Source organism: Aeromonas sp. S5(2024), from assembly GCF_041403025.1.
In the GTDB taxonomy this organism is placed as follows: domain Bacteria; phylum Pseudomonadota; class Gammaproteobacteria; order Enterobacterales; family Aeromonadaceae; genus Aeromonas; species Aeromonas hydrophila.
Window position 1 is genome coordinate 60564 of record NZ_JBGLRI010000006.1, and the last position, 21871, is coordinate 82434.

The 21871-nt window shown below is 61.0% G+C and carries 18 protein-coding genes; all 18 read left to right on the forward strand.

The window, feature by feature from the left end; all coding sequences use genetic code 11:
• Positions 1-287: 287 nt before the first annotated feature.
• A complete protein-coding gene (gene rpsB, locus ACB032_RS13435) occupies positions 288-1016 on the forward strand; it encodes a 30S ribosomal protein S2 (RefSeq protein ID WP_005303470.1) in 729 nt (242 codons plus the stop codon).
• Positions 1017-1120: 104 nt separating this feature from the next.
• Positions 1121-2002: a translation elongation factor Ts gene (tsf, locus tag ACB032_RS13440; protein ID WP_005343781.1), complete on the forward strand. Its 882-nt coding sequence runs from the start codon at positions 1121-1123 to the stop codon at positions 2000-2002.
• A 71-nt stretch (positions 2003-2073) separates the two neighbouring features.
• A complete protein-coding gene (pyrH, locus tag ACB032_RS13445) occupies positions 2074-2808 on the forward strand; it encodes a UMP kinase (protein WP_011705095.1) in 735 nt (244 codons plus the stop codon).
• Positions 2809-2902: 94 nt separating this feature from the next.
• Complete coding sequence (frr, locus tag ACB032_RS13450; RefSeq protein ID WP_011705096.1) at positions 2903-3460, forward strand: ribosome recycling factor; 558 nt, start codon at positions 2903-2905, stop codon at positions 3458-3460.
• Positions 3461-3532: 72 nt separating this feature from the next.
• Positions 3533-4309 (forward strand): polyprenyl diphosphate synthase, encoded by a 777-nt coding sequence (gene uppS / locus ACB032_RS13455; protein ID WP_017408605.1) that lies wholly within the window; start codon positions 3533-3535, stop codon positions 4307-4309.
• Positions 4310-4335: 26 nt separating this feature from the next.
• A complete protein-coding gene (locus tag ACB032_RS13460) occupies positions 4336-5193 on the forward strand; it encodes a phosphatidate cytidylyltransferase (protein WP_005303453.1) in 858 nt (285 codons plus the stop codon).
• Between the two features lie 63 nt (positions 5194-5256).
• Positions 5257-6450: a 1-deoxy-D-xylulose-5-phosphate reductoisomerase gene (gene ispC, locus ACB032_RS13465; RefSeq protein WP_371138090.1), complete on the forward strand. Its 1194-nt coding sequence runs from the start codon at positions 5257-5259 to the stop codon at positions 6448-6450.
• 82 nt (positions 6451-6532) lie between these two features.
• On the forward strand, positions 6533-7885 hold the full coding sequence (rseP, locus tag ACB032_RS13470) for a sigma E protease regulator RseP (protein ID WP_263675771.1): 1353 nt from the start codon (positions 6533-6535) through the stop codon (positions 7883-7885).
• Positions 7886-7919: 34 nt separating this feature from the next.
• Positions 7920-10343: an outer membrane protein assembly factor BamA gene (gene bamA, locus ACB032_RS13475; protein WP_011705100.1), complete on the forward strand. Its 2424-nt coding sequence runs from the start codon at positions 7920-7922 to the stop codon at positions 10341-10343.
• 148 nt (positions 10344-10491) lie between these two features.
• On the forward strand, positions 10492-11004 hold the full coding sequence (locus tag ACB032_RS13480; RefSeq protein WP_011705101.1) for an OmpH family outer membrane protein: 513 nt from the start codon (positions 10492-10494) through the stop codon (positions 11002-11004).
• Positions 11005-11007: 3 nt separating this feature from the next.
• Positions 11008-12027 (forward strand): UDP-3-O-(3-hydroxymyristoyl)glucosamine N-acyltransferase, encoded by a 1020-nt coding sequence (lpxD, locus tag ACB032_RS13485; RefSeq protein WP_011705102.1) that lies wholly within the window; start codon positions 11008-11010, stop codon positions 12025-12027.
• A 24-nt stretch (positions 12028-12051) separates the two neighbouring features.
• Positions 12052-12513: a 3-hydroxyacyl-ACP dehydratase FabZ gene (gene fabZ, locus ACB032_RS13490; protein WP_010634777.1), complete on the forward strand. Its 462-nt coding sequence runs from the start codon at positions 12052-12054 to the stop codon at positions 12511-12513.
• Positions 12514-12518: 5 nt separating this feature from the next.
• Positions 12519-13310: an acyl-ACP--UDP-N-acetylglucosamine O-acyltransferase gene (gene lpxA, locus ACB032_RS13495; RefSeq protein ID WP_011705103.1), complete on the forward strand. Its 792-nt coding sequence runs from the start codon at positions 12519-12521 to the stop codon at positions 13308-13310.
• The gene (gene lpxB / locus ACB032_RS13500; RefSeq protein ID WP_371138091.1) at positions 13303-14442 is read left to right on the forward strand and encodes a lipid-A-disaccharide synthase; all 1140 of its coding nucleotides are present in this window, start codon (positions 13303-13305) and stop codon (positions 14440-14442) included. Before lpxA ends, lpxB begins: the two co-directional genes overlap by 8 nt.
• A gap of 75 nt (positions 14443-14517) precedes the next feature.
• Positions 14518-15108, forward strand: a complete 591-nt coding sequence (rnhB, locus tag ACB032_RS13505) for a ribonuclease HII (protein ID WP_162518568.1) — start codon at positions 14518-14520, stop codon at positions 15106-15108.
• Between the two features lie 38 nt (positions 15109-15146).
• Positions 15147-18626, forward strand: coding sequence for a DNA polymerase III subunit alpha (gene dnaE / locus ACB032_RS13510; RefSeq protein ID WP_011705106.1), 3480 nt, complete (start codon positions 15147-15149; stop codon positions 18624-18626).
• A gap of 16 nt (positions 18627-18642) precedes the next feature.
• A complete protein-coding gene (accA, locus tag ACB032_RS13515; protein WP_016349878.1) occupies positions 18643-19593 on the forward strand; it encodes an acetyl-CoA carboxylase carboxyl transferase subunit alpha in 951 nt (316 codons plus the stop codon).
• A 401-nt stretch (positions 19594-19994) separates the two neighbouring features.
• On the forward strand, positions 19995-21515 hold the full coding sequence (gene cadC, locus ACB032_RS13520) for a lysine decarboxylation/transport transcriptional activator CadC (RefSeq protein WP_371138092.1): 1521 nt from the start codon (positions 19995-19997) through the stop codon (positions 21513-21515).
• The last annotated feature ends 356 nt before the right edge of the window (positions 21516-21871 follow it).

A 21871-nucleotide genomic window follows, 5' to 3' on the forward strand; every position in this document is an offset into this window, starting at 1 on the left:
GCAATCAGGCCAAAATTTTATCCCCAACCCCCGTTTACTTCCAGTGTGATTGTCATCACAGCGTCAAATCGGCGCTTCAGCATGCTGCCCAGGGATCCATTTTTAGCGGTTCGGCTGGTGGTGTCCTGACCAAAGTTATGGTATAAAGCGCGCCGGAATGGGGAACTTGTGTCCTCATTCCATCACCCTTACTTAAACAACACACACACATCGACACATATGCCGGGGTGCCTTAACGGGTCGGTTATATGGGATGTGTGGAGGCCTAACCCCAATAGAGGTATAAAATGGCTAAAGTTTCTATGCGCGACATGCTGCAAGCCGGCGTTCACTTCGGTCACCAGACTCGTTACTGGAACCCGAAAATGAAATCCTACATCTTCGGTGCCCGCAGCAAGGTTCACATCATCAACCTGGAAAAAACCGTTCCGATGTTTGACGATGCCATGAACTTCATCAGCTCCGTAGCTGCCAAGAAGGGCAAGGTACTGTTCGTAGGTACCAAGCGTGCCGCGTCTGAAGCCGTAAAAGAAGCCGCTGAGCGTTGCGACCAGTTCTATGTTAACCACCGCTGGCTGGGCGGCATGCTGACCAACTGGAAAACCGTTCGTCAGTCCATCAAGCGCCTGAAAGATCTGGAAACCCAGAGCCAAGACGGTACCTTCGACAAGCTGACCAAGAAAGAGGCGCTGATGCGTACTCGCGAAATGGAAAAGCTGGAGAAGAGCCTGGGTGGTATCAAGAACATGGGCGGCCTGCCTGACGTTCTGTTCGTTGTCGATGCCGACCACGAGCACATCGCTATCAAAGAAGCCAACAACCTGGGTATCCCGGTAGTTTCCATCGTTGATACCAACTCCAACCCGGACGGCGTTGACTATGTCATCCCGGGTAACGACGACGCTATCCGTGCCGTTCAGCTGTACCTGAATGCTGCTGCTGACACCGTACTGGAAGCTCGCGCTCAGGACATCGTTGTTCAAGCCGAACAAGATGGCTTCGTTGAAGCTGAGTAATTGATAAGGACTGTAAAGCCCTTATTAACCAAGCTGATGTAATTGGTTAGCAGGGGCCCTTGTGGCCCCTGTTTCTTGTCAATTCAAGACCGAGGATACTGGACATGGCAAACATTTCTGCCGCCCTGGTAAAAGAACTGCGCGAGCGCACCGCCGCTGGCATGATGGATTGCAAAAAAGCACTGGAAGAAGCCAACGGTGATATCGAACTGGCTATCGAAAACATGCGCAAATCCGGTCAGGCCAAAGCCGCCAAGAAAGCTGGCCGTATCGCCGCTGAAGGTGTGATCTTCGCCCGTACCGAAGGCAACGTTGCCGTCATGATCGAGCTGAACTGCGAGACTGACTTCGTTTCCAAGGATGCCGGCTTCCTGGCCATGGGTCAGAAAATCGTTGAAATCGCCGCTACCCAGAAGATCGCTGACGTTGACGCGCTGAAAGCCGCCGACTTCGGCAACGGCGAGTCCGTTGAGCTGACCATCACCAACCTGATCGCCAAGATCGGTGAGAACATGAACCTGCGTCGCGTGATGCTGGTTGAAGGTGACAACCTGGGCACCTACGTTCACGGCTCCCGCATCGGTGTTATCACCAAGCTGACCGGTGGTTCCGACGAGCTGGCCAAAGATCTGGCCATGCACGTTGCTGCCAACAGCCCGCAATTCGTCAAGCCGGAAGATGTGTCTGCCGAAGTCGTTGCCAAAGAGCGCGAAATCCAGATCGACATCGCCATCAACTCTGGCAAGCCGAAAGAGATCGCCGAGAAAATGGTTGAAGGCCGCATGAAGAAGTTCACCGGTGAGGTTTCCCTGACTGGTCAACCGTTCGTGAAAGATCCTTCCATGACCGTTGCCGAGCTGCTGAAGAAAGAAGGCGCTGACGTTGTTTCCTTCACCCGTTTCGAAGTGGGCGAAGGCATCGAGAAGCAAGAGACCGATTTCGCTGCGGAAGTTGCAGCCCAAATCGCGGCCGCTCAAAAGGCCTAATCGAACCGGTTTTTCCGTTTCCCCAGACCGCGACTTATGTCGCGGTCTTTATATGACCAGGAATCAGTGACATGAGTACCAATCCCAAGCCTGCATACAGACGTGTTCTTCTGAAGTTGAGTGGTGAAGCCCTGCAAGGATCCGAGGGTTTTGGCATTGATCCGGCGGTGCTGGATCGGATGGCCCAAGAGATCAAAGAACTGGTTGAGCTGGGTGTTCAGGTCGGTCTGGTCATCGGTGGCGGCAACCTGTTCCGTGGTGCCGGTCTTGCCAAGGCGGGCATGAACCGCGTGGTGGGCGACCACATGGGTATGCTGGCTACCGTGATGAACGGTCTGGCCATGCGTGATGCCCTGCATCGTGCTTATGTGAATGCCCGTCTGATGTCTGCCATCTCCCTGCAAGGCATCTGTGACTCCTATGTCTGGGCCGAAGCCATCAGCCAGCTGCGCGCCGGCAAGGTGGTGATCTTCTCCGCCGGTACCGGCAACCCCTTCTTCACTACCGATTCTGCGGCCTGTCTGCGCGGGATCGAGATCGAAGCTGACGTCGTGCTCAAGGCCACCAAGGTCGATGGCGTGTTCACCGACGATCCGGTCAAGAACCCGGATGCCGTGCTGTGCCATGAACTGAGTTATGATGAAGTTCTTGAAAAAGAACTCAAAGTAATGGATCTTGCTGCTTTTACTCTGGCCCGCGACCACGATCTGCCGATCCGGGTGTTCAACATGAACAAGCCGGGTGCGCTGCGTCGGGTGATCATGGGCGAGCCGGAAGGTACCCTGATCCATCACGTCAGCAAGTGAGACAAGCGTGAGCTTCGGCTCGTTTGTCCATGACGCCAGCCAATAAGATAGATACGGGCCGGTTGACGGCTCGTTCGCCAAAAGGAAAACCACTGTGATCAACGAGATTAAAAACGACGCCAAGGACCGCATGGCCAAGAGCGTAGAGTCGCTCAAGACCCAGATGTCCAAGATCCGTACCGGCCGTGCTCACCCGAGCCTGCTCGACGGTATCCAGGTGGAGTATTACGGTGCGGCCACTCCTCTGAAACAGTTGGCCAACGTGGTGGCTGAAGATGCCCGCACCCTCTCCATCTCCATCTTTGACCGCTCCATGATCCAGGCGGTGGAAAAGGCCATCCTGACCTCCGATCTGGGCCTCAACCCGTCCAGCAACGGGCAGACCCTGCGCGTGCCGCTGCCGCCGCTGACCGAAGAGCGTCGCCGCGACCTGACCAAGATCGTGCGTGCCGAAGCGGAAGGTGCTCGGGTTGCCGTGCGCAACATCCGTCGCGATGCCAACGCCGACCTGAAAGCACTGCTCAAAGACAAAGAGATCTCCGAAGACGACGACCGTCGTGCTCAGGAAGAGATCCAGAAGCTGACCGATTCCTTCATCAAGCTGGTAGACGAAGCACTGGCCCTGAAGGAAAAGGAGCTAATGGAAATCTAAGCCTCTGACAGGTATATTACGAGCGCCGTGTAGTGCCCCTGCACGGCGCTTTTGTCTTTGTGGGAGAAATGAATGTCGCTTTTGGCAGCCGTAGGTGATTGCGCCAATTCGTCCTTGCCTCGTCACGTCGCCATCATCATGGACGGCAACGGACGCTGGGCCCAGAACCGTGGCAAGATGCGGGTCTATGGCCACAAGGCAGGCGTGAAGTCTGTTCGCGAGGCGGTAACCTTTGCTGCGCGGGCCAAGATAGACGCGCTGACCCTGTTTGCGTTTTCCAGCGAGAACTGGCGTCGCCCGGAAGGGGAGGTCAGCGCCTTGATGGAGCTGTTCATGACGGTGCTGGGCCGTGAGGTGCAGAAGCTGCACAGCAACGGCATCCGGCTCAAGGTGATCGGTGATACCGCCCGTTTCAGCGAGCGTCTGCAGGCCAAGATTGCCAAGGCGGAGGCGCTGACCGCCAACAATCAGGGGCTGACCCTCAATATCGCCGCCAATTACGGTGGTCAGTGGGACATCGCCCAGGCGGCCCGCAAGCTGGCCCGTGCCGTGGCGAGCGGGGAACTGGCTGCCGACCAGATAGATGAAGCCATGCTTGGCCGCGAGGTATGCATGGCCGACCTGCCGCCGGTGGATCTGCTGATCCGCACCGGGGGCGATCATCGCATCAGCAATTTTGTGTTATGGCAGCTCGCCTATGCCGAGCTCTATTTTACCCCGGTGCTGTGGCCTGATTTCAACGAGGCCGAGTTCAGCGAGGCCGTTGCCTCCTTCGTGGCCCGTGAGCGTCGTTTCGGCTGCACGGGTGAACAGATCCGGGAATTGATCGCCGAGCAACAGACCGGCTAACCCCCCTCCCAAGAGAGAGGCTTCTTTTGCTAAAACAACGAATTATTACCGCATTGCTACTGGTTCCCCTGGTGTTGGGGGCGCTGTTTTTTCTGCCGTTGAAATTCTTTGCCCTGTTGGCATCCCTGGTATTTCTGTTGGCCAGCCGCGAGTGGAGCGGCTTCGTCTCTGCCAAGCCGCAGCAGTGGCTGCCGCTGGTGTACTGCCTGCTGCTCGGAGCCAGCCTGTTCTGGCTGCCGGTGGAGCAGCTGTGGACTCCTCATCTGCATCCGCTGGTGATGGGCGTGCTCTGGACCGCCGTCAGCTGGTGGCTGCTGGGGCTGCTGCTGGTGTTGCGCTATCCCCAGAGTGCCAAGCTGTGGAAGGAGTCCATCTGGCTCAAGTCCCTGTTCGGCCTGGTGACCCTGGTCCCCTTCTTCTGGTCCCTGGTGGCCATCCGTGGTTACAACTTCTATCACGACCCCATGATGGGGGCCTGGATCCTGCTGTTCGTGATGGGACTGGTCTGGGCGGCAGATTCTGGCGCGTATTTTTTCGGCAAGGCGTTCGGCAAACACAAGCTGGCGCCGGCCGTGAGCCCCGGCAAAACCATCGAAGGCATGTGTGGCGGCCTGTTTACCGCCAGCCTGCTGGCGGTCGGGGTGACCTGGTTCATGGGCTTCGTGCCCGCCAAGATGGCCATCGTGCTGTTCTGCTCCTTGCTGGCGGTGCTGGCCTCGGTGCTCGGCGATCTCACCGAGAGCATGTTCAAGCGCGAAGCCGGCATCAAGGATTCAGGCACCCTGTTGCCCGGCCACGGTGGCATCCTCGATCGGATCGATAGCCTGACCGCCGCGCTGCCGGTATTCCTGCTCAGCTATCTGTTGCTCAGCCAGGAGTTTTGATGCTCAGCCTGATGCGTCTGCCTGCGGCGGGCGCCATCCATTCGTCATACAGCGGGAGTTTTGATGCATAACCTGGTGATTCTGGGAGCCTCCGGCTCCATCGGTCAGAGTACGCTCAAGGTACTGCGGCACAATCCGGGGCGCTGGCAGGTACTGGCGCTGACCGCGGCCCGCAGCGTGGAGGCCATGCTGCGCGACTGCCTCGAATTCTCCCCCCGCTTCGCCGTCATGGTGGACGAGGCCGCCGCCAGCGAGCTGGCCGCTCAACTCAAGACCCACGGCAGCGCGACTCACGTCATGGCTGGCCCGGCCGCCCTGTGCGAAGTGGCCGCTCACCCCGATGCCCACAGTGTGATGGCCGCCATCGTCGGTGCCGCCGGGCTTGCGCCCACCATGGCTGCCGTGCGTGCCGGCAAGCGCATCCTGCTGGCCAACAAGGAGGCCCTGGTGATGTCCGGCGCCTTCTTCATGGAGGCGGTGCGCGAGCACGGGGCCGAGCTGCTGCCCATCGACAGCGAACACAACGCCATTTTCCAGTGCCTGCCCGAGGCCATCCAGCGCCAGCCGGGCTTTTGCGACCTGGCGGGAGCGGGCATCAGCAAGATCCTGCTGACCGGCTCCGGCGGCCCGTTCCGTTATACCGACATCGCTGAGCTGGCCCGCGTCACCCCGGCTCAGGCCATCGCCCATCCCAACTGGTCCATGGGGGCCAAGATCTCGGTCGACTCCGCCACCATGATCAACAAGGGGCTGGAGTACATCGAGGCGCGCTGGCTGTTCAACGCGGCGCCCGAGCAGATCCAGGTGGTGATCCATCCCCAGTCGGTGATTCACTCCATGGTGCAGTACAAGGACGGCTCCGTGCTGGCCCAGCTCGGCAATCCGGACATGTGCACCCCCATCGCCCACGCGCTGGCCTATCCGGCTCGAATCGAGTCCGGTGTGGAACCTTTGGATTTCTTCAGTGTCGGAGAGTTCAGCTTTATCCGTCCCGACTATGAGCGCTATCCCTGCCTGCAGCTTGCCATGCATGCCTGTCAGCAGGGGCAGGCCGCGACTACGGCCCTCAATGCCGCCAACGAGGAGGCCGTGGCGGCTTTCCTTGCAGAGCGGATCGGTTTTATGGATATTGCCAGAGTCAATGAGGCCACCATGCTCGCCCTGGGCGGTACGGTGGCCGGTTCGCTGGACGATTTGATTGCGCTGGATGGGGCGGCCCGTGCCCGTGCTCACAATTTGATTGAGGAGCTTAGCTGATGAGAGCTGTTTCGTGGCATTGTGCTGCCTTCACCCTGATTGTCGGAGACAGGACCATGCATGAAAGCGAGGTGATGGGCTGATGGGCGGTGTGTTGTGGAACATCGGTGCCTTTATCGTCGCCCTCGGGCTGCTGGTTGCGGTACATGAATTCGGCCACTTCTGGGTGGCGCGTCGCTGCGGCGTCAAGGTCGAACGTTTCTCCATCGGTTTCGGCAAGGCCATCTGGCGTCGGCTGGGCAAGGATGGCACCGAGTACGTGCTGGCCCTGATCCCCCTCGGCGGTTACGTCAAGATGCTGGACGGCCGGGTGGACGAGCTCAAACCGGGTGACGAGCAGTACGCTTTCAATCACAAGAGCGTCTGGGCGCGGATGGCCATCGTGGCTGCCGGCCCCATGGCCAACTTCGTGTTTGCCCTGTTCGCCCTCTGGCTGATGTTCATGATCGGCGTGCCCGCCGTCAAACCCGTGGTGGGTGAGGTACGTCCCGCGTCCATCGTGGCGGCGGCCGGGGTGGAACCCGGCATGGAGATCGTCGGCGTCGGCGGCGAGGAGACCGGTGACTGGGAGAGCGTGACCTATGCCCTCATCAGCCACCTTGGCGATGACTCGGTCCAGCTCAAGCTCAAGGCGGCCAACACCAGCTACGCGGTGGACAAGACATTGCAGCTGGCCGGCTGGAAATTTGACCCCGACAAGGAGTCTCCCATCGGCAGCCTGGGCATAGTGCCGCTTGGTGGCAAGGTGCTGCCGGTGGTCGATGCGGTGGTGGCCGCGAGCGCCAGCGAGAAGGCCGGCGTTCAGGCGGGCGATCGCATCAAACGGGTAGGGGAGCAGGAGATCACCGAGTGGGCCCAGTTTGTCCACCAGGTGCAGCAGTCGCCCCGGCAGCCGCTTGAGGTGACCGTCGAGCGGGCGGGCAGCGAGCTGACCCTGACCCTGACGCCGGATGCCAAGAAGGTGCGGGGCCAGCTGGTCGGTTTTGTCGGCCTGTCGCCGCAACTGGTTCCATTACCGGATGAGTATCGGATTCTGTTACAGTATGGGCCTTTGCAAGCCCTGTGGCAGGGCGCCCAGAAGACCTGGAGCCTGACCACCCTGACCTTCGACATGATCGGCAAGCTGATCGGTGGCATCGTCTCGCTGGACAACCTGAGCGGCCCCATCTCCATTGCCAAGGGCGCGGGCAGCAGTGCCGACTACGGTCTGGTCTACTTTCTCGGCTTTCTGGCGCTGATCAGCGTCAACCTGGGGATCATCAACCTGTTCCCCCTGCCGGTGCTGGACGGTGGCCATCTGGTCTACTTCCTCATCGAGGCGGTCACCGGCAAGCCGGTATCAGAAAAAATTCAGGAAGTGGGTTTCCGGATTGGCGCCGCCATTCTGATGTTACTGATGGGTATTGCGCTGTTTAATGATTTCGCTCGCCTCTGAGGCCAGAGCATCAACAAGGACACATAAGAACAAAATGGCTGTTAAAAAAGCATTGGTGTTGAGTTGCCTGCTGGGTGCCAGTTTCCTGGCCCAGGCGGCCCCTGCCTCTTTTGTGGTGCAAGATATTCAGGTTGAAGGTCTGCAGCGGGTGACCCTGGGTGCCGCCCTGCTGAACCTGCCGATCCGGGTGGGCGATTCCGTCGATTCCGTGACGCTGGCCAACGCCATCAAGAAGCTCTATGCCTCCGGCAACTTCGAGGACGTCAAGGTCTACCGCGACGGCCAGGTGCTGCAAGTGGCGGTCAAAGAGCGGCCGACCATCTCCAGCATCGAGTTTTCCGGCAACAAGGATATCAAGGAAGAGCAGCTGACCCAGAGCCTGGAGTCCTCCGGCATCCGGGTGGGTGATCCGCTGGATCGCACCGTGCTGAGCTCCCTCGAGAAGGGGCTGGAAGATTTCTACTACGGTGTGGGCAAGTACTCCGCCAAGGTCAAGGCCATCGTCACCCCGCTGCCGCGCAACCGGGTCGACCTCAAGTTCACCTTCGTGGAAGGGGAAGCGGCCAAGATCCAGCAGATCAACATCGTCGGCAACAACGTGTTCCCGGAAGAGAAGCTGCTGGCCCAGCTCTCCCTCAAGGACGACGTGCCCTGGTGGAACTTCACCGGTGACCAGCGCTACCAGAAGCAGAAGCTGGCCGGCGACATCGAAACCCTGCGCTCCTACTACATGGACCGCGGTTACATCCGCTTTACCCAGGAGTCGACCCAGGTCTCCATGACCCCGGACAAGAAGGGGGTCTACGTCACCCTCAACGTCAAGGAAGGGGATCAATACAAGGTGTCCGGCATCCAGCTCAAGGGCGATCTGATCGATCGCGGCGGCGAGATGAAGGGGCTCATCCCCATCGAGACCGGCAGCATCTACTCCGCCAGCCAGGTGACCCACACCGAAGAGGTGCTCTCCAAGTTCCTCGGTCGCTACGGCTACGCCTACCCGAAAGTGGTCACCTTCCCGCAGGTCAACGATCAGACCAAGGAAGTGGAGCTCATCGTCAACATCGAGCCGGGCCCCCGCGTCTATGTGCGCAACATCAACTTCACCGGCAACGTCACCACCAAGGACGAAGTGCTGCGCCGCGAGATGCGTCAGATGGAGGGCACCTGGCTCTCTTCCGACAGCGTCGAGCAGTCCAAGACCCGTCTCAACCGCCTCGGCTTCTTCGAAACCGCCGAAGTGGACACCAAGCGGGTGCCGGGCAGCGATGACCAGGTCGATCTGGACTTCAAGGTCAAGGAGCAGCCGGCCGGTTCCATCAACGCCGGTGTGGGCTACGGTACCGAATCTGGCCTGAGTCTGCAGGCGGGCCTGCAGCAGGACAACTTCATGGGGACCGGCAAGAAGATCGGCATCTCCGCCAGTACCAACAAGTACTCCAAGAGCGTCGACCTCAGCTACAACGATCCCTACTTCACCGTGGACGGGGTCAGCCTCGGCGGTCGTCTCTACTACAACCAGTTCAGTGCGGCCGACGCCAACATCGTGGACTACGAGAACACCACCATCGGCTTCCGCCTCTCCAGTGGTTTCCCGGTCAACGAGAACAACCGTCTCGACTTCAGCCTCGGGGTCGAAAACAACAAACTGTCCCAGCCCAACCCCTATCTGCAGGTGGATGAGTTCTGGAAGGTGTACAGCGAGAACAAGGATGGCGACAACCGCATGGTGTTCAACACCGTCGACGTCACCGCCGGCTGGACCCGTTCCACCCTCAACAAGGGCCAGTTCCCGACCGCCGGTGACCGTCAGCGGGTCAACGCCAAGGTGACCGTGCCGGGCATGGATCTGCAGTACTTCAAGCTCAACGCCGAAGACGCGCACTACTTCCCGTTCGATGCGGATCACAAGTGGGTGCTGATGGCCAAGGCGCGTGCCTCCTACGGCAACGGCTACGGCAGCAACGGCAGCTATGACCACGTATTGCCGTTCTTCGAGAACTACTTCGCCGGTGGTTTCGATACCCTGCGCGGCTTCAAGAGCAATACCGTGGGTCCGAAGGCGCTCTACTACTACAACCTGAGCGGCAACGACGTCATCCAGGGCACCGACAGCTCGGTGGGCGGCAACGCCCTGGCGGTCGCCTCCCTCGAGATGATAGTGCCGACGCCGTTTGCGTCCGAGACCTATCAGCCGCAACTGCGGACCAGCTTCTTCATCGATGCCGGCTCCGTGTGGGATACCACCTTTGACTATGACCAGTACCGCAACCGTTGTTTCAGCGGCTGCAACTATCTGGCCGACTATTCCGATCCGACCAACTACCGCGCCTCGGCCGGTCTGTCGCTGCAGTGGCTCTCCCCGATGGGCCCGCTGGTGTTCGCGATTGCCCGTCCGCTCAAGCAGTACGAGGGCGACCGGACCGAGTTCTTCTCATTCAACATCGGCCGTACCTTCTAAGGACGGACCCTGCCCCCACCCAGCGGTGGGGGTATTCAATGATGGGACGCGCAGCTTGCGTGCCTCACCAGGTAACAAGTCGGTCCGGGTACCACTTGCATAATCAGGTAAATCAGGTAGCCCTCACATGAGGGAACAAGGAGTAAGTGTGAATAAAGCGTTGAAAGTAGCTGGTTTGAGTTTTGCACTGATGGCTGCCGGCATGGGCTCCGCCTTGGCCGAGACCAAGATCGCCGTGGTCGACATGGGCGAAGTATTCCAAAAGCTGCCCCAGCGTGAAGCAGTCTCCAAGAAGCTGAAAGGCGAATTCGAGCCGCGCATGCGTGAGCTGCAGAAGCTGGAATCCGACGGTCAGAAACTGGTCGAGAAGTTCAAGAAGGACGAAGCCTTCATGAGCGCCGAGCAGAAGAAGCAGAACCAGGAGAAGCTGGCCAAGCTGCAGATGGAGTTCAACCAGAAGCGTCAGGCGTTTGAACAGGACAACGGTCGCCGTCAGTCCGAAGAGCGCAACAAGATCCTGACCAAGGTGCAGGCTGCCATCGATTCCATCGCCAAGAGCAATGGTTACGATCTGGTGCTGGAGCGCAACGCCGCCCCGTACGCCGCCAGCAAGCTGGACATCTCTGCCCAGGTTATTTCTCAGGTAAGCAAGAGCAACTAATTGATGGCATTCACTCTCGCACAGCTGGCCCAGCAACTGGGGGCCCAGGTCCATGGCGACGGAACCCTGGAAATCCGCAAGGTAGCGACACTGGAAAAGGCCGGGGAGGGGGATATCACCTTCCTGTCCAATAAAAAGTACCGGCATTATCTGGAGCAGAGCAAGGCGACCGCCGTGCTCATCACAGAAGCGGATCTGCCATTTTGTCCCACCAATGCCCTGGTGCTCAAAGACCCCTATGTGGGCTTTGCCCGGGTTGCCCAACTGCTGGACACCACCCCACAGCCGGCCACGGATATCCATCCGAGCGCCGTCATCGCGGCGGACGTGCAACTGGGCGAGAGAGTGGCCATCGGGGCCAATGCGGTGATCGAATCCGGCGTGGTGCTGGGGGATGATGTGCGCATCGGTCCGGGCTGTTTCGTTGGCAAGAATACCCGACTGGGAGCTCGCTCCCGGTTGTGGGCCAACGTTACCCTGTATCACAACATCACCATGGGCACCGACTGTCTGGTTCAATCCGGCACAGTGATCGGGGCCGATGGGTTCGGTTATGCCAACGAGCGCGGCGAGTGGATCAAGATCCCCCAGCTCGGCGGCGTGACCATCGGCAACCGGGTCGAGATCGGTGCCTGCACCACCATCGACCGCGGCGCGCTGGAAGATACCCGCATCGCTGACAACGTCATCATCGACAACCAGTGCCAGATCGCCCACAACGTCGAGATCGGCTACGGCACCGCCGTGGCGGGCTCCACCGTGATGGCAGGTAGTCTCAAGGTCGGCAAATACTGTATCATTGGCGGCGCCTCCGTCTTTAACGGGCACATGGAGATCTGCGACCAGGCCACCGTTACCGGCATGGCCATGGTGATGCGACCCATTACCGAGCCCGGTGTCTACTCTTCCGGCATCCCCCTGCAAACCAATAAAGAGTGGCGCAAGACCGCCGCCCGGGTGATGCGTATCGAAGAGATGCACAAGCGGTTGAGCAAGCTTGAGAAGAAGCTGGACCAAGAATAATCACGATTGGTATAGGGTACTGTTTTGACTACTGAAAAGAAGAGCCTGGGTATCCAGGAAATAATGGATCTGCTGCCCCACCGTTATCCGTTCCTGATGGTGGACAAGGTGGAAAACTACGAGATCAGCGATGAGCGCAAGACCTTGCGTGCCATCAAGAACGTCTCGTTCAACGAGCCGATCTTTCAGGGCCACTTCCCGGCCAAGCCGGTGTTCCCCGGCGTGCTGATCCTGGAAGCCATGGCACAGGCCACCGGTATCCTGGCGTTTACCATGGTGGGCAAGCCGTCTCCCAATGAACTCTATTACTTTGCCTCAATCGACAACGCTCGTTTCAAGCGTCCGGTGGGCCCCGGCGATCAGCTGGTGCTCGACGTGGAATTCCTGAAAGAGCGTCGCGGTATCGCCAAGTTCACCGGTGTGGCCACGGTCAACGGTGAAGTGGTCTGTACCGCCGAGCTGATGTGCGCCAAACGCGAGGTTTAACACACGTGATCGACCAGACTGCCATCATTCACGATACTGCCGTCGTCCATGAGTCTGCCGTCATCGGTAAAGGGGTTGAAATCGGCCCCTTTTCTGTCATCGGTGCCGAGGTGGAAATCGGCGACAACACCTGGGTCAGCTCCCATGTGGTGATCAAGGGCCCGACCAAGATTGGTCGCGGCAACAAGATCTTCCAGCACACCTCCATCGGTGAGGATTGCCAGGACAAGAAGTACGCCGGCGAGCGCACCTTCCTCGAGATCGGCGACAACAACGTCTTTCGCGAGAACTGCACCGTGCACCGCGGCACCATCCAGGATCAGTCCCTGACCAGGATCGGCAGCGGCAACCTGTTCATGGTCAACGTTCACGTTGCCCACGACTGCATCATCGGTGACAACTGCATCTTCGCCAACAACGCGACCCTGGCGGGCCACGTGGTGATCGGCGATTTCGTGATCTTCGGCGGTCTCTCCGCGATCCACCAGTTCGGCCGCGTCGGCTCCCACGCCTTCGTCGGTGGCTGCGCCGCCCTCAACAAGGACGTGCCGCCCTACGTGATGGCCGCCGGCAACTACGCCAAGCCGTTCGGGGTCAACTCCGAGGGGCTGCGTCGCCGTGGTTATACGCCTGAGGCCATCTCCGCCGTCAAGCGCGCCTACAAAGAGATCTTCCGCTCCGGCAAGACCATCGAAGAGGTGCTGCCGGTGCTGACTGAGATGGCGCAAGCCGAGCCGGCAATCCAGCTCTACGTGGATTTCCTCAAAGACAACGAGCGCGGGATCATCCGTGCCTGATCCCGTTCGCATCGGTATCGTCGCCGGAGAGGTTTCCGGCGACATTCTGGCTGCCGGCCTGGTGCGCGAGCTGCAGGCCCGCTACCCGGACGCCCAGTTCGAAGGGATCGCCGGGCCGCGCATGCAGGCCCTCGGCGTGAAGGCGCTGTTCGAGATGGAAGAGCTTTCCGTCATGGGGATCACCGAGGTGCTGGGCCGTCTGCCGCGCATTCTCAAGGTCCGCCGCGAACTGCTGCGCCACTTCATCGCCAATCCGCCCGACATCTTCATCGGGGTGGATGCACCGGATTTCAATATCGGGGTGGAGCTCAAACTGCGCCGCGCCGGTATCAAGACGGTTCACTACGTCAGCCCCTCGGTGTGGGCCTGGCGCCAGAACCGCATTCACAAGATCAAGGCCGCCACCGACATAGTGCTCGCCTTCCTGCCGTTCGAGAAAGCCTTCTACGACCGCTTCGATGCCCCTTGCCGCTTCGTCGGCCACACCATGGCGGACGACATCCCGCTGGTGCCGGATCAGGCCGCGGTACGCAGAACCCTCGGCATCGACGCCAACCGGCGCTGGCTGGCGGTGCTGCCGGGCAGCCGCAGTGCCGAGGTGGGCTTTATGTCGCCCCTGTTTCTCGAGGCCTGCAAGCACCTGACGGTGCGCTATCCGGATCTCGGTTTCATCGTGCCGCTGGTCAACCAGAAGCGGCGCGAGCAGTTCCTGGCCATCAAGGCCGAGCTGGCGCCGGATCTCGACATGGTGCTGCTGGAAGGGCAGGGCCGCGAGGCGATGATCGCCGCCGACGTGGTGATGCTGGCCTCCGGCACCGCGGCGCTTGAAGCCATGCTGGTGAAAAAGCCGATGGTGGTGGGGTACAAGCTCAAGCCGTTCAGCTACTGGCTGGCCCAGCGGCTGGTGAAGACCGAATTCGTCTCCCTGCCCAACCTGCTGGCCGGCCGCATGCTGGTGCCTGAGCTCATCCAGCACGAATGCACCCCGGAGAATCTGGTGGTCGAGGTGAGCAAGTTCTTCGAGCACGACAACAGCGCGCTGGTGAATACCTTCACCGAGCTCCATCAGCTCATCCGCTGCAACGCGGATCAGCAGGCGGCCGAAGCGGTGGCCGAGCTGCTCGGCAGATAACTTCCGGGCGGCCGCAGGGGCTGCACCAACGTGACGCCAGGCCCTGCGGGGCCTGTTTTGATTCAAGGCTACAAGATGATGATCGATATTCCTGACGACAGGCTGGTTGCCGGTGTGGACGAGGTGGGCCGTGGCCCGCTGGTGGGTGACGTGGTCACCGCCGCGGTGATTCTTGACCCGGCCAACCCCATCATCGGGCTGAACGACTCCAAGAAGCTCTCCGAGAAGAAGCGGCTCGCCCTGTTTGACGAGATCAAAGAGAAGGCGCTGGCCTGGTCCGTCGGCCGTGCCAGCCCGGCGGAGATCGACGAGCTCAACATCCTTCACGCCACCATGCTGGCGATGCAGCGCGCCGTGGCGGGGTTGAAGGTCACCCCGGCGCTGGTCTTTATCGATGGTAATCGCTGTCCGGCATTGCCGATGGAGGCCCGCGCCGTGGTCAAGGGTGACAGCCTGGTGGCTGCCATCAGCGCCGCATCGATTCTGGCCAAGGTGACTCGCGATGCGGAGATGACCGAGCTGGACAGCCGTCATCCCGAGTACGGTTTCGCCCGTCACAAGGGCTATCCGACCGCGGAGCACCTCGCCATCCTGGCCGAGCGCGGCCCGCTGCCTGAATATCGCAAAAGTTTCAAACCGGTGCGTCGCGCACTGGGGATCGAATAGACCATGCAATTTAGTCCGAGCAACGAGAGGGGATGACGATGGCTGAACCCCGTTTTATCCACCTGCGGGTCCACTCCGACTTCTCCATGGTCGACGGCCTGCAGAAGATCAATCCCATCGTCGGTGCGGCGGCGGCCAACAACATGCCGGCGCTGGCGCTGACCGACCAGATGAACATGTGTGGCCTGGTGCGCTTCTACGGCGCCGCCCACGGCAAGGGCGTCAAGCCCATCGTCGGGGCCGACTTCTGGGTGCAGAGTGACGAGCTTGGCGACGAGCAGTTCCGCCTCACCCTGCTCGCCATGGACAACGACGGCTACCAGAACATCACCTTGCTCATCTCCCGCGGCTATCAGCGCGGTCACGTGCAGGGGCGCCCGGTCATCGACAAGGCCTGGCTGGCCGAGCACGCCAAGGGGGTGATCGTGCTCTCCGGCGGGCGCGAGGGGGACGTGGGCAAGTTCCTGCTCAAGGGCAACCGCCAGATGACCGAGCAGTGTCTCGCCTTCTATCAGACCCACTTCCCCGACGCCTATTATCTGGAGCTGTTGCGTACCGGCCGCCCCGATGAAGAGGTCTACCTGCACATGGCGGTGGCGATTGCCACCGAGTTCGCGCTGCCGGTGGTGGCCACCAACGAGGTGGTGTTCCTCACCGCCGATGACTTCGACGCCCACGAGATCCGGGTCGCCATCCACGACGGCTATACCCTGATGGACAAGCGCCGGCCGCGCCGCTACAGCCCGCAGCAGTATCTGCGCAGCCAGGAGGAGATGGCGGAGCTGTTTGCTGACATCCCCGAGGCGCTGGAGAACACGGTGGAGATCGCCAAGCGCTGCAACGTGACGGTGCGCCTCGGTGAATACTTCCTGCCCAACTTCCCGACCGGTGACATGACCACCGAAGACTTCCTGGTCATGAAGTCGAAAGAGGGGTTGGAGGAGCGGCTGGAATTCCTGTTCCCGGATCCGGCGGTGCGGGCCGAGCGCCGCCCCGAGTATGACGAGCGGCTCGACATCGAGCTCAAAGTGATCAACCAGATGGGCTTCCCGGGTTACTTCCTCATCGTGATGGAGTTTATCCAGTGGTCCAAGGACAACGGCATCCCCGTTGGCCCGGGCCGGGGCTCGGGGGCGGGTTCTCTGGTGGCCTACGCCCTCAAGATCACCGACCTAGATCCGCTGGAATTTGACCTGCTGTTCGAACGTTTCCTGAACCCCGAGCGGGTATCCATGCCCGACTTCGACGTCGACTTCTGCATGGACAGGCGCGACGAGGTGATCGACCACGTCTCCGAGATGTACGGTCGGGAGGCGGTATCGCAGATCATCACCTTCGGCAGCATGGCGGCCAAGGCGGTGGTGCGGGACGTGGGCCGGGTGCTGGGCCACGCCTACGGCTTCGTCGATCGCATCTCCAAGCTGATCCCGCCGGATCCGGGCATGACCCTGGCCAAGGCGTTCGAGGCCGAACCCAAGCTGCCCGAGCTCTACGAGCAGGACGAGGAGGTCAAGGACCTCATCGACATGGCGCGCCGGCTGGAAGGGGTGGTGCGCAACGCCGGCAAACACGCCGGCGGCGTGGTGATCGCGCCCACCAAGATCACCGACTTCGCGCCGCTCTACTGCGATGACGAAGGCCATCACCCGGTCACCCAGTTCGACAAGAACGACGTGGAGTACGCCGGGCTGGTGAAGTTCGACTTCCTCGGCCTGCGTACGCTCACCATCATCGACTGGGCGCTCGGCATGATAAACCCGCGTCTTGCCAAAGAGGGCAAGCCGCCGGTCGACATCGCCGCCATCCCCATCGATGACAAGCGCTCGTTCGACCTGCTGCAGCGCTACGAGACCACCGCGGTATTCCAGCTGGAATCCCGCGGCATGAAGGATCTCATCAAGCGGCTGCAGCCTGACTGCTTCGAAGACATGATCGCTCTGGTGGCGCTGTTCCGCCCGGGCCCGCTGCAGTCGGGCATGGTGGACAACTTCATCGAGCGCAAGCACGGCAAGGAGGCCATCTCCTATCCGGACGAGAAGTGGCAGCACGAAAGCCTGCAGCCCATTCTGGAACCGACCTACGGCATCATCCTCTACCAGGAGCAGGTGATGCAGATTGCCCAGACCCTGGCGGGTTATACGCTGGGGGGCGCGGACATGCTGCGCCGGGCGATGGGCAAGAAAAAACCCGAAGAGATGGCCAAGCAGCGGGCCGGCTTCGAGGAGGGCGCGGTCAAGAACGGCGTCGACGGCGAGTTGGCGATGAAGATCTTCGATCTGGTGGAGAAGTTTGCAGGCTACGGCTTCAACAAATCCCACTCTGCCGCCTATGCGCTGGTCTCCTACCAGACCCTCTGGCTCAAGACTCATTTCCCGGCGGAGTTCATGGCGGCGGTCATGACCGCCGATATGGACAACACCGACAAGATCGTGACCCTGGTGGACGAGTGCCAGCGGATGGGGCTGACCGTGATCCCGCCGGACGTCAACACCGGTCGCTACCGCTTCAGCGTCAACGAAGACGGTCACATCGTCTACGGCATCGGCGCGGTGAAAGGGGTCGGTGAAGGCCCTATCGATGCGATCCTGGAAGCGCGGGATCGGGACGGGCCGTTTCGCGATCTGTTCGACTTCTGCAACCGGGTCGACATCAAGAAGCTCAACAAGCGGGTGATGGAGAAGCTCATTCTCTCCGGCGCCATGGATCGGCTCGGCCCCCACCGCGCCGCCCTGATGGCGACCCTGGAGGAGGCGATGCGCGCCGCCGAGCAGCACGCCAAGGCGCAGGCGGTGGGTCAGGTCGACATGTTCGGCGTGCTCACCGAAGAGATAGACGACGTCAAGAAGGCGTTCGCCAACGTGCCACACTGGCCTGACAAGGTGTGGCTGGAAGGGGAGCGCGAGACCCTCGGGCTCTACCTCACCGGTCACCCCATCAACCAGTACAGCGGCGAGTTGCGTCGTTATACCTCGGGCCGGCTGTGCGATCTGCACCCCACCTCCCGCGATACCGTGACCACGGCCGCCGGCTTGGTGATTGCGGCGCGCAGCATGGTGACCAAGCGTGGCAACAAGATGGGGATCTTCACCCTGGACGACCGTTCCGGTCGCCTCGATGTGACCCTGTTCAGTGAAGCGCTGGAAAAGTATGAAGAATTGATGCAAAAAGACCGTATTTTGGTGGTTTCTGGACAGGTCAGCTTTGATGACTTCTCCGGTGGCCTTAAAATGTCGGCCCGTGAATTACTGGATATCAACGATGCGAGAGAGCGTTTTGCCAGGGCGATCCGCATCTCTCTCGATGAACAGCAGATTGATGATCGTTTTTTCCCGCGTTTGTGCGAGATTTTGGAACCCGCCCGTGCCGGAGTTTGTCCGGTTCAGGTAAACTATCGTCGCCCCGGCTCCCGGGTGCGATTGACGCTCGGTACCGAGTGGCGGGTGACGCCCACCGATCAACTGATAGATGACTTGCGCGTCCTGCTTGGACGAGAGCGGGTTGAATTGGTTTTTGATTAGAGGATCTATAGTCCCTATGAGTCTTTTTCTGGATTTTGAACAGCCGATCGCCGAGTTGCAGGCGCAGATTGACGAACTCCGTCATGTGAGTGAAGGCAATCACGCCGTGGATCTTAAAGAAGAGATCCGTCGGCTGGAGAAGAAAAACGAAGAGCTGACCAAGAAGATCTTCGGCGATCTGGGGGCCTGGCAGGTATCCCAGATGGCGCGTCATCCCCAGCGCCCCTATACCCTCGACTACATCGAGCACATCTTCACCGACTTCGACGAGCTGGCCGGCGATCGCGCCTATGCCGATGACAAGGCCATCGTCGGCGGTATCGCCCGTCTCGACGGCGAGCCGGTGATGGTCATCGGCCACCAGAAGGGGCGCGAGACCAAGGAGAAGATCAAGCGCAACTTCGGTATGCCGCGCCCGGAAGGGTACCGCAAGGCCCTGCGCCTGATGGAGATGGCCGAGCGCTTCAAGATGCCGATCATCACCTTCATCGACACCCCGGGCGCCTATCCTGGCGTTGGTGCCGAAGAGCGCGGCCAGTCCGAGGCGATTGCCCGCAACCTGAAAGTGATGGCCGGTCTGACCGTACCGGTAGTCTGCACCGTGATCGGTGAAGGCGGCTCCGGCGGCGCGCTGGCTATCGGTGTCGGCGATCGCGTCAACATGCTGCAGTACTCCACCTACTCGGTCATCTCGCCGGAAGGGTGCGCCTCCATCCTGTGGAAGAGTGCCGACAAGGCACCGGTCGCGGCCGATGCCATGGGCATCACCGCCCAGCGACTGAAGGAGCTGAAACTCATCGACAACATCGTCGAGGAGCCGCTCGGTGGCGCCCACCGCAATGTGGAAAAGATGGCCAAGCGCCTGAAAGACCGCATTCAGCAGGATCTGAACGCCCTGCGCCCGCTCGAGACCGAGCAGCTGCTGGAGCAGCGCTACCAGCGCCTGCTGGGCTACGGCTACTGCTAAGCGCTTCGGCGTCGTTCCATGCTGGAAGGCCCCCGCTCTGCGGGGGCCTTCTTTTTTGGGCGAGCGTTTGGGCGAGAGCGGGGCAGTGAAAAATCCTGTTCATATGGATACCTGTTGGCACGATGTTTGCCAAAACCACCCTGTTGGATCAATTCAACGGCGATTTGTGGCCAAAAAAAGTGGGATCCCGCTCCCGTTTTGCTTAAAGTGATTGTTTCCGATCGACCCGATCGGCATGCCCGCAAGGACGCTCTGCGGACGTAAACAGGCCAGCCTGGCCTGACTCACAGGAATGTTCACCTTCCCGGCGGCCCAGTCTTGTGCAGCACCCTGCTGCGTCCAGCCGCCCCGGTGTTACGTCACTCTCATCGTGCATCGTCTCCATCTGCAGCGAGTGAATCATGAGCGAATCGGTTTTTGAGATCCATGACTGGACCCTGAGCGTCGACGACAACATGCTGTGTCGTCCCGACCGCGAGGTCTACCTCGAGCCCCGGCTGGTCAATCTGTTGCGCTTCCTGGCCAGCAACGCCGGCACGGTATTTGGGCGCGACTGCCTGATCAACGAGGTGTGGGATGGCGCCGAAGTGACCGATCAGGTGGTGACCCAGTCCATCTTCGAGTTGCGCAAGATCCTCAAAGACGGTCGCAACGATGCCGCCGACTACATAGTCACCGTGCCCAAGCGCGGCTACAAGCTGGTGGCGCCGGTGCGGCCGCTGCAAGTGGTGTCGGTGGTGATGGCGCCAGCCGGCGACGAGGTCCAGAGCGATCCGAGCCCGCCGCCGGCAGAGGAGGATGCCAAGGCCGTGGTCACCGCAGCCCCCTTCCCGGCCGGCCCGCTGACCCGGGCCATCTCGAGTCACGCCCAGGATGGCCGCAGCCGCTGGAAGATGATCGGCTTCGATGTCTTCGTGGCGGTGATCCTGGTCTCCATCGTCAGCCTGCTCAGCTACCAGCACGCCAGCCCCCAGGTGCACTCCATGCTGGATCCCGACCTGCTGGTATTTCGCTTTCACTCCGGCATGGATGGCAGCAACGAGAACGTGCGCCTGGCCGACGGTATCACCCGCGCCCTGATGGGGGAGGTGGCCGCTGCCACGCCGCTGCGGGTGCAGTATGGGGCCAACACCCTGATGGGGGGCATCCTGCCCGGCAAGGAGCTGAGCGTGCGGGTCTCCCGCCAGCCGGGGGGCACCTATCTCGATCTGGAGTACCGCAACATCAACACCAACCGGGTGCTGTTCAGCCACCAGTACCAGCTCAGCCGTCACAACGTGCACGGGGTATTGCAGGCGAGCAGCCAGGATCTGCTGCGTGCCCTCGATCAGCCAGACGTGCTGCCCGGTATGGGCTGGCCGACGGATGACGGGGCGCTGATGGCCATGATGGAGGCGCACTACTACATCAACAGCCAGGATCCGGTGGCCCTCAGGCGCGGCGTCGAGCTGCTCGACAAGTCGCTGGCCAGTCAGCCGGATCAGCCGTTGCTGCTGGCGGAGCGCTATCTGGCCGGGGAGGCGCTGGCGACCCTGACGGGGACTCCCCAGAGCGAGCGCCTGCAGGGCATAGGTGCCCATCTGGCCAGCGTGGTACGGGATCAAGCTGCTCTGCCGGCCCGGGTCTGGGAGGCCCTTACCTTGCAGGCGATCCTGAACGGACAGCAGCAGGAGGCTACCCGGCTGCTGGCCGAGGCCGCCAGCCGGGGCCGCTCCGTGCTCTATCACATTCTGCGCGGCAAGCTGGCCGAACTGGATGGCCGCCCCGAGGCGGCGGGGGATGCCTACAGCCAGGCCTTCCTGATGGAGGCGACCGAGCAGACCTATCTGCTCTGCCAGCAGCTCGGTTTTTACAGCAACATGGAAACCCTCACCCCGGCCCTGTTCAATGCCCTTGGCCAGAGCAAGGTGAAGCTGTTCTGATTCCCGCCGGGGCCATCCTGGCCCTGTCGCCAAGACGGCGATCCCCGCCGGTTGGCTGAGGGGCGCCGGCGGGTGCGCCGTCTGACATCATCTCTCAGCCGTACCCACCCCCATCAGGCCTGCCCCGTGCAGGCATAAGCCATGGTTGTCGCCATCCTTGGCGCCAGCATCGAACCGCTGAACCGCTGAACCGCTGAACCGCTGAACCGCTGAACCGCTGAACCGCTGAACCGCTGAACCGCTGAACCGCTGAACCGCTGAACCTCTGAACCTCTGAACCTCTGAACCTCTGAACCGCCGAACCGCCGAACCGGTGAACCTCTGAACCAGCCGAGCTGGTGCCGGTGTGTGCCGTG